12 protein-coding genes are annotated in these 15,620 nt (G+C 55.3%); 6 read left to right on the top strand and 6 right to left on the bottom strand.

The features are described 5' to 3' along the window. The first annotated feature begins 98 nt into the window (after positions 1-98). The 3 genes from BM029_RS01790 to BM029_RS01780 all read left to right on the top strand — a co-directional run bounded on the left by BM029_RS01790 (position 99) and on the right by BM029_RS01780 (position 3,207). The gene (locus BM029_RS01790) at positions 99-1,493 is read left to right on the top strand and encodes a sensor histidine kinase (RefSeq protein WP_092432093.1); all 1,395 of its coding nucleotides are present in this window, start codon (positions 99-101) and stop codon (positions 1,491-1,493) included. An 86-nt stretch (positions 1,494-1,579) separates the two neighbouring features. Then, positions 1,580-2,044: a hypothetical protein gene (locus BM029_RS01785; protein WP_092432091.1), complete on the top strand. Its 465-nt coding sequence runs from the start codon at positions 1,580-1,582 to the stop codon at positions 2,042-2,044. A 122-nt stretch (positions 2,045-2,166) separates the two neighbouring features. Then, complete coding sequence (locus BM029_RS01780) at positions 2,167-3,207, top strand: PstS family phosphate ABC transporter substrate-binding protein (protein ID WP_139217184.1); 1,041 nt, start codon at positions 2,167-2,169, stop codon at positions 3,205-3,207. Positions 3,208-3,264: 57 nt separating this feature from the next. On the opposite strand, the gene BM029_RS01775 is transcribed toward BM029_RS01780, so the two are convergent. The 6 genes from BM029_RS01775 to BM029_RS01750 all read right to left on the bottom strand — a co-directional run bounded on the left by BM029_RS01775 (position 3,265) and on the right by BM029_RS01750 (position 11,403). Continuing rightward, positions 3,265-5,283, bottom strand: coding sequence for a TonB-dependent receptor (locus BM029_RS01775; RefSeq protein ID WP_170850953.1), 2,019 nt, complete (start codon positions 5,281-5,283; stop codon positions 3,265-3,267). 267 nt (positions 5,284-5,550) lie between these two features. Continuing rightward, positions 5,551-7,122, bottom strand: a complete 1,572-nt coding sequence (locus tag BM029_RS01770; protein ID WP_244544857.1) for a substrate-binding domain-containing protein — start codon at positions 7,120-7,122, stop codon at positions 5,551-5,553. Between the two features lie 125 nt (positions 7,123-7,247). Then, positions 7,248-8,459, bottom strand: a complete 1,212-nt coding sequence (locus BM029_RS01765; RefSeq protein WP_244544856.1) for a PstS family phosphate ABC transporter substrate-binding protein — start codon at positions 8,457-8,459, stop codon at positions 7,248-7,250. Between the two features lie 94 nt (positions 8,460-8,553). After that, positions 8,554-9,432 (bottom strand): ABC transporter permease, encoded by an 879-nt coding sequence (locus BM029_RS01760; RefSeq protein ID WP_092432570.1) that lies wholly within the window; start codon positions 9,430-9,432, stop codon positions 8,554-8,556. A 16-nt stretch (positions 9,433-9,448) separates the two neighbouring features. Further along, positions 9,449-10,270, bottom strand: a complete 822-nt coding sequence (locus BM029_RS01755) for an ABC transporter ATP-binding protein (RefSeq protein WP_170850952.1) — start codon at positions 10,268-10,270, stop codon at positions 9,449-9,451. A 122-nt stretch (positions 10,271-10,392) separates the two neighbouring features. Continuing rightward, positions 10,393-11,403, bottom strand: coding sequence for an ABC transporter substrate-binding protein (locus tag BM029_RS01750; protein WP_092432080.1), 1,011 nt, complete (start codon positions 11,401-11,403; stop codon positions 10,393-10,395). A 448-nt stretch (positions 11,404-11,851) separates the two neighbouring features. On the opposite strand from BM029_RS01750, the gene BM029_RS01745 reads away from it, so the two are divergent. The 3 genes from BM029_RS01745 (at position 11,852) to BM029_RS01735 (ending at position 15,602) form a co-directional block, all read left to right on the top strand. Continuing rightward, positions 11,852-12,517: a response regulator transcription factor gene (locus BM029_RS01745; RefSeq protein ID WP_092412530.1), complete on the top strand. Its 666-nt coding sequence runs from the start codon at positions 11,852-11,854 to the stop codon at positions 12,515-12,517. Positions 12,518-12,533: 16 nt separating this feature from the next. Then, positions 12,534-13,895: a sensor histidine kinase gene (locus BM029_RS01740; RefSeq protein WP_092432078.1), complete on the top strand. Its 1,362-nt coding sequence runs from the start codon at positions 12,534-12,536 to the stop codon at positions 13,893-13,895. A 345-nt stretch (positions 13,896-14,240) separates the two neighbouring features. Further along, positions 14,241-15,602 carry a TolC family outer membrane protein gene (locus BM029_RS01735; protein WP_092432076.1) on the top strand — a complete coding sequence of 454 codons (1,362 nt, stop codon included), beginning with the start codon at positions 14,241-14,243 and terminating at the stop codon, positions 15,600-15,602. Positions 15,603-15,620: the final 18 nt, after the last annotated feature.

The raw sequence follows: 15,620 nt of genomic DNA, 5'->3' as shown, positions 1-15,620 counted from the left end.
GAGGTCTGCATTCCCCCGTCCTGACAAGACGGGGATTTTTTTCCCGGCTTGAGCGCCGATAAGTGTTATTGCCTGGCCTCAGCAAACGAGTAATATCGATGAACTTTTTCCCGCACCGTCTCAACCAACTGCTACAGCCCATCAGTGTGCGGCTTGCAGCCTGGTACGCGCTTGCGGCGACCACCACCCTTGCCTGCCTGTTTTTCGCCGGCTACGTATTGCTGCAAAATCACCTGATCAACGGACTGGATCTGTTGAACGCGGCCGAATTCAAACAATTGAAATCGCATCTTGGTTCAGACTACAAGACACTTACCGGCGAAGTCATCAACGCCCGCATACGCGAAACCACCGACTATGCCTCCGTACTGTTCTATATCAACGTCGACAATCCGCAGAAAGGGATGCTGTTCCACTCGACCAACCTGAATGGCCGTTCCATGCCGGATATCAAGGGCGAGCATTCGTTCAACATCACAATGGATGGCATCGGCGAATTGCGTGTGAGCGAATATTTCCTGCCGCCGTTCGAAGTCAGCATAGGCACGCCGCTGCACCAGGTCCGCAGTGTGATGGATGGCTACATGATCGTCTGCCTGACGCTGCTGGGAGGCATGCTGCTGGTCAGCACCAGCATCGGCTACTATCTCAGCCGGCTGGCGTTGCGGCCGGTACGCCTCATCAGCGAGACTGCCAATCACATACATTCGGACAATCTGAGCCATCGGATTCCGGTTTCCGAAGTGAATGACGAAATATCCGATCTGGGCCGCATGCTGAACCAGATGTTCGACCGCCTGGAATTATCATTCAATCAAATTCGTCGTTTTTCCGCAGAAGCGTCGCACGAACTCAAGACACCGCTTTCCCTGGTGCGCCTGTATGCAGAAAAAATGCTGTTAGACGCTAACCGCAGCAATCACGACCAGGACACGCTGCTGGAACTGCTTGAAGAAGTAGCACGGCTGGATCGCATCATTGAAGAACTGCTGTTTCTTTCACGGGCCGAGGCCAACGCCATCACACTCAATCTCAAGCCGATCAATCCGGCGCGCTTCCTGCAGGATTTTGAACTGGATGCATGCACACTTGCCGAGCATCACGGCCGCGCCTTCTTTCACACCCATGACGGCGAAGGCTGCATCAGCTTTGACGATAGCCGGATGCGTCAGGTGCTGCTGAATCTACTCACCAACGCGTTGAATGTATCTCCCCCGGGCGGCAAGGTTACTTTACGCTCTCGGCTGGACGAGGGCCTGTGGCGCTTCAGCGTCGAAGACGAAGGCCCCGGCCTGCCCGCAGAAGAGTATGAGCGTATTTTCGAACGCTTCGTCCGCATCACTCCTCCCAACAGCGAGGATAAAGGCAATGGCCTGGGCCTCGCCATTTGCCGCAGTATCGTGGAACTGCATCGTGGTCGGATCTTCGCGACCGCCGCCGCAAATGACACAGGTTTGCAAATCGTGATTGAAATTCCTGAGGCCGTCAGCTAACGAGAATTGATGCGATGGGAATGCAGCCACTCACATTAATCAATCAACCTTTTTATTTCTTAAATTAACGAAACTGGAGAACTGAAATGATACGCAACGCAACTCTCGCCTTTCTTGTGACGGCAGCCACGCTATCCCTGCCTGCGTCGGCACAGCCGTCTTACCTGATCTACGCACAAAAACTGGTTGACGCGGCCATCGCAAAACATAGCGACCTGACCGTGCTCGCGATGCATGTGACGCCCCCGAACGGCGCCGATAATGTGATTATTGCTTCCAACATCGGGCGGATCGGGAAGAAGGCCGATGCCGATGATCTCGGTGTGCTCAATACAGGTAAGCCGCGAATAGAAACCACCAAAACCGGCGACACCTCGGTTGAGCTGCTGATGCAGGACATAGCGGGGAAAACGATTGGCGTTCTTGGCGCAACATTCAAGTACAAAGCTGGCGAAGACAAAGCTGCGGTCCGGGAATTGGCGGAAAAACTCAAAGAAGAATTACGCATGCAAACCCCATCGCTGGAGAAATTGTTCGAGCCGATTCAATAACCTATTTCAGCGTTCTCTCCACAGCGTTATCAATGCTGTTTTGGACGTGGCGACACGTCCATTTTTTTATCGCCACACTTATGAAAAAACTCCATTGGATGGTCGCGTATTTAGGCGGTTCTATGCTCACCTGCACAGCACAAAGCACGCCGGTTGACGCTATCGAGTCGATATCCGAAACAGCCTTGCATCCAGCGTCGGCCACGGCGGCATTGATTAACACCCGATTGCCGCGGTACCGGCCTGAGCGGATAGCATTTCCCCGCGAAGCGCCATATGTCACTCCTGCGGGCGAAATCAGCATCATCGGCTACAACGATATGCTTGGCATCCTTACCGCAATCAATACTCTGTTCGTCAAAGCTCATCCCGATTTCCGGTTTTCGCTCGTACTCAAGGGAACACGCACCGCGCCTGCAGCGCTCGCCCAAGGCCGTTCGGCCTTCGCGCCAATGGGCGCGGAGTTTTCGGACGCCGAGCTTGCTGCCTATGAAAATGTAGTGGGATCCAAACCGATCGCAATCCGCGTAGCACATGATTCACTCGAGCCTCGCGCGCTTTCCGCACCGCTGGCGCTCTACGTGCATCATGGCAATCCGATCGGAAAATTGTCCATCGACCAGGCTGCGCGCGCTTTCACGGCGCGTACCTCCGGCGATCAAATCACGCGTTGGGGGCAACTCGGCCTGACCGGCGAATGGGCACGGCGCCCCATTCATCTGTGCGGCTTGCGCGCGACAACGGCGCTTGGCATCTTCATGCAAAAGCACAAATTCGGCGGGCATCAATATGCAGAAGGATTTTCCGGATTTCCACAATCGGTCGACGCGGTCAAGTGCGTTGGCACGGATCCGCTGGCGCTCGGCTTTGCAGCGCTCAATCGGGCGACACCGGAGGTGAAAGCCCTGGCCGTCTCTGATCGCCCCGATGATCCGGGTTCACGAGGATCGCGCGAAGACATTGTTTCCGGCCGCTATCCACTGGACCGCCACTTGTATATTTTCGTGCGGCGGTCGCCTGGCCAGCCGCTCGATACTTTCGTGCGCGAATATCTGCGCCTGGTATTGTCATATGAGGGGCAACAGGCGATTGCCGCCGAAACACTCGGCTACCTGCCCCTGAATGCTGAGGAAGTTGAGGAAGAACTGTCCAAGCTAGACTAAATCTCCAAAACATCGCCAGAACGCTGGCGATGTTCCTGAGACCGGAGGAGAATCGATTTAGTAATCGATCTTCGCATTGAACCTGAAACTGCGGTCCATGCCGGCGCCATACGTTCCGGTGGTGACAGAGTTCCAGTACCGCTTGTTCGCAATATTGTCCACGCTAAGCTGGAACGTCGTCCGGTGACCACCGATCTTTGTCGCATAGCCGGCACCTGCGGAGAACAAGGTAACCGCCGGGATAACTCCCTGGTCTTGCGGATTGATAAAGCGACTCGAGACGTAAGACGTACCTGCCGTGAGTGTTAACCCCTGGACCAGCGGCGAACGGTGCGTTACCGAAAGATTGCCGACGAATCGTGGCGTATTTTCCGGCACCAACCCGTTGATGTTGGTTAGAGAATTTTGCAGCACATGCAGGTACTGCCCACTCGCATTGACTGTCCACCAGCGATTGATATCGGCACTGAGCGTGGTCTCTATCCCGCGATATTTATTCGTCCCGGCATTCGCGAATATACCGGTATCCAGATCGGTAACGGCGTTTGGACGTTCAATGCTGAAATACGCTGCACTCGCGGTAATGCCTTTGAAAAATGTGGTGCGGATACCGAGTTCAGCCTGAGATGCCACGCCAGGCGGCAAAATCATGCCGCTATTTTTTGTCTGCGCATTGGTCGGGGCAGTGGCGCCCTCTTCCAGACCCTTCATGTAACTCGCATACACCGTTGTGTCTCTTGCGATGTCATAGAGAAGCCCGACCGCCGGCGATGCCGTCTTGCCAGTGGTCCGTCCTACCTGGTTTTCAAACGTGAAATTGGTTTCGCGCAAACCCGCCAGCACCTTCCAACGGGCGCCAATGCTAATCGTATCGTAGGTATAAATCCCCGTGTTGTTGCCGGTCGACAGGGTATAGGCTAGCGGTCCGGTCGGCAGGATCGGCGGCGCCAGCACCACCGGGTTATAGATATTTTGCTGCTGTCCGGGGGGCTGGACATTGTTGATGGTCGATGTGGTCGTGGTCCTGTCGGTTGACGAGACACCCAATGTCAGTTCGTGCCTGAGTGGGCCGGTGATGAACTTGCCAAGCAACTCGACCTTCTCAAATTCCGTGGTGTAATTGTTATGTATCCAGGATACGTTATTAGCGCCCCACCCCGACACCAGGTTGTTACCGATGTCGATACGGTCCTGGAGACGCGAGCGTTCCGAATGGGAGCGCGATACCTCGCCAGTCAATTTCCAGTCGTTGGTAATTTTGTAATCGGCACGCAGCTGGACATTCTCGGTCCGAGGATGATAAATATCCCAGGTTCCCGACAGCAAGTTGGTCGGATCCGGGACACGCGGCACCGGGATCGTACCTGTCTTGGGATTGACCGGCGATAAGCTGACACTAGCTTGTTCAACTACATCCTTACGGTAGTTCTCATAGTCAAATTGAAAACTGAGGCGATCGGTGGCTTTCCAGTCGGCCGCCACGCTGCCGAACAGGCCGTGACCATTACCGCCTTCGACGCCGTTTTCCAGATGGGAGCCGGCCAGATTGACGCGCAGCCCGAATTGTTTTTCATCGCCGAACTTGCGGCCCAGATCGACCGCCGAGCCATATTGCCCAAAAGAATTGCCGGACAAGGTCAGCGTGTTGACGTCCTTGTCCGTTGCCCGCTTGGTGACCAGATTCACAATGCCGGCCGGGCTGGCAATGCCGAACATGAGCGCGTTTGCCCCTTTCAACGCCTCAATCCGATCCTTGTCTTCTGTCGGAAACGAAATGACGCCGGTAATGGGCAGACCGCCGTTCAAACGATAATCAGTGAAAAGATTAAGCTGGATGCCGCGAATCTTGACGCTGTCGTTTGCGCTACCTTTCGCATTGTTGCTTGACACGCCCGCCACATTCTTGATCGCATCGGCATAACCGTCCTGCGCATTCTCAACATCCTTACCCGACACGACATTTTTAGTCATCGGCAAGGTATCTTGATCGTTAAAGCTGATTTTCTTGCTGTCGCCAGCCGTTTTTACGACCCCGCTGCTGACTGCGTCATCGGCTGCCGCGTCAGCAAATGGCATGGCCATCCCCGCCACGCCGATAGTCGCGTATATGATTCTTGATACACAACGTCCTTTAAATTTCCCTTTGTTCTTCATTTGACTTCGTCTCCTACCTTGTTATGGCGTGAATTCCGGCCTGCATGGGAGTCACGCTCTTTTCTGAATGCAGCTTTTTGCTGTCTATTATCAGGCTTCATTACGGATGTAACCCATTTACTCCTTTCCATCAATCGTTATCGTTGGCCGATTCGCTCAATCGGGGCAAGCCCAAGCGCGAAGTATCAATCACTCCAGCTTGGCAAGTTCCTGTTTCACTTCTTCCGCCGTCAACGGGAAATAACCTGAATACAAGATCGGTTCCTGGCCCTCGCGGCTCAGGATGTAGCGCAAGAATTCCTTCACCGGCGCGGACAGCTGCTCACCGTTCTTGCGGTTCAGCCGGATATACATGTAGCGCGTGAGCGGGTAACGTCCGCTGGAGGCGCTATCGCCGGTGCCGGTATAAAACGGACCGCCGTCGGTGGCGGCCGCAGCCAGGGTCTTGAGTCCCGGCCCGCCCTCTTCGAAGCCGCCGAAGCCGATTGCGCCCGGATCGCGTGCAATGGCTTGCGCCGTCTCCGCAATCGAACCTTCATGCACCGCACTGCTCCATGCTCCGCCTTTGAGCACCATCACTTGCATCGACATCGCATTTGGCGCCACCCGGGGCGGCACATAGATAGTGATCGGCCGATCGGCCCATTCGCCGGTCAGTCCCAGTTGCCCCCAACGGGTGATACCGGGATGCGCCCCGAGAATCCCCGCTAGCTGCGGCAGCGTTATACGGGCAAGCGGATTGTGCTGATTCACGAATATCGCCTGCGCGGTGGTGCGTTGCGGCGTATTGAATCCACCCCGCGCGACGCGGATTTCGACAGGCATCGGCTGGTGATGCGTGATTTCGTAGACGGCTCTTTCATCCGGCCACAATTCGCGTCCCATGGGCGCCAGATCGGTCAGATTGGCAATCAGCGCATGGAAGCCGTTCAGCGTGCCAAGGTGTTCCCAAAATTCTCCCTTGTGTACGCCAGGCTGAACCCGGCGAAAATCTCGCATCCAGGTTTCCATGAGCGATTTCATGCCGTCGCTGCCGACACTGTTAATCGCACCACTGACAGGCTCGGCGGGCCGGTACGTCGGCAGCGTCGGATCAAGCCGCGCCAGATACCCCTGCAGCCTGGCCCGTTCCTCGGCGGCCTCGGTCGCACCGAGAGGCCGGAACCGTCCCTGGCGGGCGACGATTTCCTGCCCTTCAAGACTGAGCGCGAAGGTGAGGAATTCCTTCACTTTTGGCGGCAACGGCGAGCCGGGACGCTTGTTCAATGCGATATAGGCCGGGTGGCCGGTATCGCCGGCAACCCGCACCAGCACTGGCGACTTCATCATGTCACCGGCATATTGGTGCACATATGGCGCCAGTTCTTCCGGCAACGGCGCGCGCGCCAGCGGTGCAATATCCGCGGTGTCGAACATCAACGCGCCGAATGCAGTGGCGCCGCTCACATACTCCCAACGCTCACCCTGCCTGGCGCCCGGCTGACGCTTGCGAAACGCCGCCAGCCAGGCATCCATCAATGGTTTCATCGTGTCATCGCCGACGCCGCTGATGGCGCCCGTGATTTCGCGTTCGGAATGATAAACCGGCAGTGCCGGATCCACCGCGGCAGAAAATGCTGCGCTAGTACCCAGCACCAGCCCGGCAATGCAGCCAAGTTGCATGATCCTGAAACTGGCAGGCGCACGGCGCACCGGCGGGTTTTTCCTGGCCAGCTCCGATGGTCCAAAGAATGCATGGCAAGAAAATAAAGGATGAAACACGGAATTTGCTCCTGGTTGAGTGATCCCGGCGCACGCCAGATGTGCGCACTCCTGCGGCGCTGGCCCGCTGTAGATGCCCACAGCAGGCCACCAGCCGTCGCGCAGATTGCATGCGCGTGCAAGTATCAGTTATCGATGAGTGCCCGGGCGTTGCTAACCTGCCCCGCTCTCAGCGGCACATACAGCGCATGATCGAGCACCGCTTGCTGCCCTTCCTTGCTCAGCACATAACGCAGGAATTCGGCGATAACGGGATTCAACGGCTTGCCGGGCGCCTTGTTGGTGTTGAAGTACACCAGGCGGCTCAGGGGGTAGACAGCCCGTGCGACGTTCTCGTACGACGGCGCATAGAACGGGCCGCCGCTTTTCTCTGCCAGCGGCAGCATCTTGACGCCGCTGTCGATGTAGGCAATGCCGGAGTAGCCAATGCCGTACTTGTCATCTTCCACACGCCGGGCGGCCGGAAACACGAGCTTGTCGAATTTGATGTCTTCGCTCCATTCGCCGCGCTTGCCGTCGACGCTCAGGACTTTCTGACGGATGAATTCTTCAAAGCCGTTCCATGGTTTGATGCCGTATAGATGAATCGGCTTATCTGCCCATTCGCCGGTCACTCCCAGCTCGCCCCAGGTCTTGATCTGCTTGCCGCCGCGATAATGGGTACTGGAGTAAAGTGCATCGATCTGATCATAAGTCAGCTTCTCGATCGGATTATCTTTGTTCACATAGAACCCGATCGTGTCGAGAAACCCGAAGTGGCGATAGGAGCCGCCTGAAATCGGCACGCTCAACGGGTTATAGCCGAATTTACCCTTGAAATCGGTAATGTCGTCCGGCTTCAATTCACGCGAAACGAACACGAAATCGAGTTTTTCCTTGACTAGTTCCTTGGCGCCGAGACTGCCGGCGTATGGCGGAGATACATCGAAATTCACGCCCGGATAGTATTTTTTGAAGCCGTCGACCCAGCGCTTTACCAATGATGGCAACACATCGGATGCGGCACCCTTGAATGAACCTGCAAGCTTGATATCCGTCCGCGCCTGATAGGATGGCAAGGCTGCGTCAAGCCGAGGTTGCAGGATTTCCGGTTCGACCAGTTCCCGGCCGGATTTAATTGACGAATCCGACTGCTCCTTGGTTTGCGGCTTGGTTGACGCCACGGCCGGTTCCACCCATTGCACCATCGGCGCGGGTGCTCCTGCGGCTCTCGGCGCCGGCGGTTCGAGTACGCCGGTTGCGGGTCCGCTTGATGCACTCGCCGCCCCCATCGCGGCCGTCAATGTCAAACCAACGGCGAGCGAAATGATTGTGTGATGAATACCGGTACGTTTCATGGTTATGTCTCCGTTCTAAGTTTTTTTTTGGTTTTTTGATTTCGGTTCTTTTCTGCCATGACCGGCATCTACAGGCCGGCCATGTTGCATTCACTTACTCGGTATCGTTCAGGGCTGCCGGACGCCACTTGGCAACACGATTTTCCACCGCTGTCATCACATAACTCGCTGCCAGCGCCACCACCATGACGATGATGATTGCCGCATACATTCCCGCGGCATCGAAAGATCCTTTTGCGATATTGATGAGCAGTCCGATGCCGAAGTTGGATCCGACGAACTCACCGACGATGGCGCCGATGATGGCGAAGCCGAAACTCACATGCAAAGAAGCGAAAATCCAGCTCATTGCCGACGGCACGATGACCGACCGCGTCAGTTGCCAATCCGAGGCGCCAAGAATCCGTGCGTTGGCGATCAGCGAACGGTCTGCCTCACGCACGCCCTGGAACGCATTGGAGAACACGACGAAAAACACCATCACGAAAGACAACGCCACCTTCGACCAGAGGCCGAGGCCGAACAGCATGATGAATATCGGCGCCAGCACGACGCGTGGAATCGAATTGATCACCTTGATATAGATCGAAAACACATCGGCGGCCTTTTTGTTGCGTCCGAGCGCCACGCCGATCAGGATGCCGGCAATGGCGCCGGTGAAAAATCCAAGCAGCGATTCTTCCATGGTGACCCAGAGGTGGTACCAGAGCGAAACGCCATCTATGCCTTCTGTCATCCACTCATACAGGCGTTGCAGAATGGATGAAGGCTTTGAATAGAAAAAGTCGTCGAGCAGCTTGTAGCGCGTACCTAGTTCCCAGCCGCCGAGAAAGACGATAAGAATTAGCCAACGCCAGAAATTCACCGAGCGCTTGTTTTTGAGCGCCGCCTTGGCTGCGGCAGCTTCGATCTCTACATCCGATGTCCCCGGGCTATAGATGGAGTTAGTGGCTTGTATGATTGACTCTGTCATGATGTCCTCGTCGCGCTTACGCAGAAACTTCGGTGCGTGCTGCACCGATCTTTACTTCATCCCGCAGGTCGTTCCATATGGTTTGCGAGATGTCTATGAATCGCTGGTCATAGCGGATATCGGAAACGACGCGCGGACGCGGTATGTCGATCTTATAAACGGATTTCACCGTGGCCGGCCCTGCTGTCAGCACGTAGACTTTGTCAGCCAGTGCGATCGCTTCCTCCAGGTCATGCGTCACGAACAGGACCGAGGCCTTGGCGTCCGACCATAGTTTCAACAATTCGTCATGCATCAATGCGCGCGTCTGCACATCCAATGCGGAAAATGGTTCATCCATCAACAATATTTCCGGTTCATTGATGAAGGTCTGTGCAAGCGAAACTCGCTTGCGCATGCCGCCGGAAAGCTGATGCGGATATTTGGTTTCGTGACCGGCAAGATTGACGCGAGCGAGGGCCTTCCGTGCCAACGCGTAAGCCTCTTCTTTAGGTTTTCCCCGGAACATGGGACCGGCTACAACGTTATCGATCACGCTACGCCATGGGAACAGCGCGTCGGTCTGGAACACGAAGCCGATGCGCGGGTCGATGCCGCTTACCGGTTCGCCGAACAGGCGCGCTTCACCGCTGGACGGTTTGGCAAGGCCGGTGACGAGATTCAGCGTGGTTGATTTTCCACAGCCTGTCGGACCGACAATGGCGACAAACTCGCCGCGTTCGATGGTCATATTGAAGTTGCGGATCGCCGTCATGGATTTCCCATCCGGGGTGACGAAACGCCGGCTGACATTGATGAGCTCCACGGCCGGGCTCATTTTTTTTGGAGAATTAGACATACCTTCCTTTCCTTATTTCTTCCACTCGGCAAAAGTGGACGGACAGTGCGATGCCAGATTATTGGATGCGGTGAAGATGCAATGAAGGCGCCAGGACATCCCGGCCGCCTCGCTCTGACAACTTACCTGGCCTTATTTACAAATTCAGTCGTATAGGTTTTCGCCAGATCGATTTGCTTGCCCTTGATGTTCTTCGAAAATCCCGACAGCACAGCCAGGACGGTTTCCGGTCCGCCGGCCGGCATCACGCCGTCAGACGTAAACATCGCTTTGCTGCCTTCGAGCGCTTTGACGTAGCTTTCCTTGTCGCCTACATAGAAGGCCTTTGGCATTGCCTCGGTGATCTCTGCAGCTGTGTGGGTGTTGATGAATTTCAGGGTTTTTACGAAGGCATTTGCAAGCTTCTGCGTGACTTCCTTGTGGCTGTCGATCCAGCCCGATTCCATGTAGAGCGATGCCGCAGGATAAGTACCGCCGAGGGCTTGCTTGGTGCCTTCGATAGTGCGCATATCGACCAGGATCTTCGCTTCGCCGGTCTTTAGCAGACGGGAAATTGTCGGCTCTGTCGTCATGCCGCCCTGGATCTTGTCTTGCTGCATTGCGGCGATAAAGGTCGTGCCTGCACCCACCGGCACCGAGTTGAACTGCCCCAGCGGCACTCCTGCTTTCACCGCCAGATATTGGGTCAGAAAGTTGGTCGATGAACCCAGACCGGTAACCCCCAGGCTCTTGCCTTTGACGTCTGCCATCGATTTGATTTCAGGATGTTTGGTCGACACCAGCTGGACTTCGCCTGGAGCCTGGCTGAATTGAACTACCGACTTGAGGAATTTGCCCTTGCTCTGCATATCGATGCAATGGTCATAAAAACCGACCACGCCCTGCACGGCGCCGGTCAGCAGTTCGCCTTCGGCATCAACGCCTGCACCCTCGTTCAGCAGTACTACATCCAATCCCTCGGCCTTGAAGTAGCCCAGTCCCTCGGCCAGCTTGGCCGGCAGATAGATCTGCTTTTCATATCCACCAACCATGAGGGTGACTTTTTCGGTAGCCAATGCACTGGTCGAACCTGCAAGTGCGGCGGCGAAGGCGATAGAGGTAAGCACTGTATGTTTGCTGAATTTACCGATCATGTGATGTCTCCTTTATTTAATTGATTTAGGGTTTGCCAACATGGCTGTACCGCCAGGGAGGTATTCAGCGGTTGGCGCAAGCCCGGGTTTTCAAATCCCTGCGCCAAGAATGCGCTACCAAACTAAACGGAACCTGAACCATTTCTGAGTTTTTTTTCAGGTAAGGCGGCTACGTTGAAATGCCAAAAAGCAACACAACCTGAGCACCAGTCCATCCCGCATCAGATACAAAGCTGACCGGGAAAAGAGCATGCATGCACATTTCATTTACGCCGATTAAGTAGTATGCTGATGGCCAGTTCTTGTGCGGCGCATGACGCATTACATCTCGGAGACAGCCGGATATTTCCAATAAAACCGGTGGATTTGAATGCGTATTCTGTAGCGTCGCTCACCCGTTCGATGCAATTGGTCGCGCGGCTTTTCCAGGGATCAAGGGACTTATAAAATGAAAATTCTGATCGTCGAAGACCAAGAACGGCTTGGCCGGTTTGTGAAACAAGGCCTGACCGAACATTCCTATACCGTATCCTGGGTGGGTACCTGCCGCGAGGCGCGTGACGCGCTATGCGAAACCAGTTATGACGTTATCGTGCTTGATCTGGGACTGCCCGACGGCGACGGACTCGACCTGCTGCGCGAATGGCGCAAGAGCGGATTTAATGAACCCGTATTGATTTTGAGCGCCCGCGATACCGTGCAAGACCGCATCAAGGGACTGGATCTCGGCGCCGATGACTATTTACCGAAGCCTTTCAGCCTCGAAGAACTGCTGGCCCGCGTGCGCTCATTGTTACGGCGTCATTCCGCGGCAAAAGAAACCGTGCTGGAACATCGCGGGATCAAGCTCGATTTGCTAGGACACGTGGTGCACGTCAATGGCGTACCGGTCGATCTCACCAGCCGCGAATTCGCCCTGCTCGAAATCTTCATGCAAAACGTCGGACGTATCTTGCCGCGCACGCTCATTTCAGAAAAAATCTGGGCCTCTCACTATGACGTCGACACCAATTTGCTCGACGTGTACATGAGCAAGCTGCGCGCCAAATTCGATACGACGCCCAGCAAACCCCTTTTCAAGACTGTACGCGGCGTCGGATATCAGCTTCTTTAAATCGGCAGTTTTTCCGATGAAATCGATCAGTACACGCCTCGCCGTCTGGTACGCCACAGCCGCGACAACGACCCTCGCAGGCCTGTTCGTGGTCGGCTATCTTCTGCTCCAACACAACCTTATTCACGGCATCGACATACTGAACCGGTCAGAGGCGGAGGTGATCAAACTGCATCTCATGCACGATTACGATCCGCATGATGCCACCCTGATCGAAAGACGTATTCGCAAAGCATCCGAGCGCACCGCGTCGCTCTTCTATATCAACGTTCGCGACCAGCAAAGCGGCGCCATTTTCTATTCCGGCAATTTAAAAGGGCAACCGATCGCCAACGGCGGCGGGCAAAAGATATTCAATACGGAAGTGAGCGACATCGGCAAATTGCGCGTCGTGGAAAATGTAAGCGGTCCGTTCACCATCACAGTCGGCACCCCGCTGCGCGGAGTGGATCTGGCGCTGGAAGAGTACATCAAAGTCTGCCTCGCGCTGCTCGCTGGAATGTTGCTTATTAGCATCATCGTGGGCATGCTGCTTAGCCGGCTGGCGCTAAGGCCGGTACGGATGATAAGTGAAACCGCCAATCGCATCCGCTCCGACAACTTGAGCGAACGCATTCCGGTAAATGCGGTCCGCGATGAAATATCCGATCTTGCGCATATGCTCAACCAGACCTTCGATCGTCTCGAATCTTCCTTCAATCAAATCCGGCGATTCAGCGCCGAGGCCTCGCATGAATTGAAAACCCCGCTTTCCCTGATCCGCCTGTACTCCGAAAAAATGCTGCTTGGCGGCGGCCTTAGTCCTGCCAATGAGGAGGCGGTCCTGCTGCAGCTGGACGAAGTTGCCAGACTCAACCAGATCATTGAAGAAATGCTGTTTCTTTCACGCGCGGAAGCCCATGCCATCACGCTTGATTTGAAACAAGTCAGCCCGGTGGGGTTTCTTAACAGCTTTGCGCAAGATGCCCGCGTGCTTGCCGAAAGCCAGGGCCGCCTGTTTGCCCATAGCCACACCGGCGCAGGCATGGCCTGTTTTGACGAGAAGCGGATGCGGCAGGTTTTCCTCAACTTGTTGACCAATGCGCTTGGCGCCTCGCCGCTTGGCGGAGGTGTTACGCTGCGTTCGCAGCTGGACGACGGCATTTGGCGCATCTGCGTCGAAGATGAAGGACGCGGCTTACCGGTAGATCAGCATGAGCGCATTTTTGAGCGCTTCGTGCGCCTCAACCCGCCGGGTTCCGAAGACAAGGGAAATGGCTTGGGCCTGGCCATTTGCCGTAGCATAGTCGGCTTGCATCACGGCCGTATTTTTGCCAGCTCAGGTACTAATAAGAGCGGCCTGCAGATCACCATCGAAATTCCCGCATCAATGTTGTGAATGCGGCCATGAAGGCGGCCATGAATGCGGCCATACATCCGCTCATGGCCCGTCCCGCGAACAGCTCGACGTCAACCTGAATAAATTTTCAGAAATCATTCACTTTCAATTTACATCACGCATCTAGCATTGAAATATGCTGGTTCTGCGAGTTGCCGGCCGCTTGCGCATCAAAAATACTCGTTCAGATAACAAAAATGTAATCTCCATATCTGATGTTTGTCCGCGATGCATTGCCATAATCCACGCAACAACAAGCATCGCCCTGCCCGCTGTCGGTTCCACGTCACCCATCTTGACAGTGCCTGCAGAACAGATGCGCGCGAAAACCATCGATGACAACACATGAAAAAAATACTTCTGTTCACAGTACTGGTTACGCCGCTCGTCTTGCAAAACGTGCGTGCGGCCGATCTGCTTTCTTCATGGCAGGCCGCCCGTTCGCATGACGCCAATTTCGCCATCGCCAGAGATGCGCTAGCCGTCGGCGAAGAAAACGCCAAACAAGGCGATGCCGCCATACTGCCGCAAGTCACGATGACCGGAAACGCCAGCCAATCCACCAGCACCTATCATGCCGGCCAATACAGCATTTCCGATCCAAGCGCGACCAAACAAGGCCAGACTTACAATACAGCGCTGAATCTGACGCAGCCGATTTATGACGCATCGGCCTTTGCCACGCGCAAGCAATTGAAGAAAAAAACCATTCAGGCACAAATCCTGTATCAGGCTGCCGAACAGGATTTGATCTTGCGTGTGGCGAAAGCCTATTTCGACGTTCTGATCGCGCAAGAAAACCTGGCCCTCGTCAACTCACAAAAGGAAGCCGTCAGTCAACAGCTGGCGCTGGCCAAGAAAACCTTCGCGGTGGGACGTTCTACCATTACCGACACCAACGAAGCCCAGGCCCGTTACGATGCCATCATCGCCAGTGAAATCTCGGCAAAAAACGATCTGGCGGTCAAGGCCAATGCTTACCGCAACCTGACCGACCAGCCGCCGACCCAGCTGAACGTGTTTGCGGACCTGCGCATGCCTACCGCTCCGGAGCCGTCGTCGGTGAATATCTGGATGAGCAAAGCACGTGAAGACAGCCTGACAATACGCGCCCAGCAAATCGATCTGGATATAGCCAGCTTCGATATCGAGCGGTACCGGCTCGAAAATTCTCCGAAATTGTCATTGGTAGCCAGTTACGGGAACCAGACGGAGAACGGCAGTATCTCGACTTCCGGCGGCCGCGACCGGACCATGTCCGGGTTCATAGGCCTGCAACTTACTATTCCGCTTTACACCGGCGGACAACGCAGTTCCCAACTGCGCCAGGCAATTTCTTTCCGTGACCAGCAACGCGATACGCTGGAACAGATCCGGCGCGACACCGAACAGTCGACCAGGCAATACTATCTCGGCGTGGAAAGCGGTGCGGCCCAGATCAAGGCACTGGAACAGGCGAAAACCTCCAGTGCTTCATCGGTCGCCTCAAGCAAGATGGGGCGCGAGGTGGGCGTTCGTACCACCGTCGACGTACTCAATGCAGAACAGAACTACTACCAGACCGTATACAACCTTGTGCTGGCGAGATATCAATACTTGTTCAACAAACTCCAATTATCGGCATCTGTCGGCAATCTGAATGAAGCCGAACTGGTCGACGTCAACAGCTGGCTGGCAGCGCAAACCCAGACACAAGAAAAGCATTGATCGGCCACGATCACGCCA

Source organism: Collimonas sp. OK607 (assembly GCF_900111995.1).
In the GTDB taxonomy this organism is placed as follows: Bacteria; Pseudomonadota; Gammaproteobacteria; order Burkholderiales; family Burkholderiaceae_D; genus Collimonas.
The sequence above is the reverse complement of the archived record's forward strand: the minus strand, read 5'-3'. Positions and strand labels throughout refer to the sequence as shown.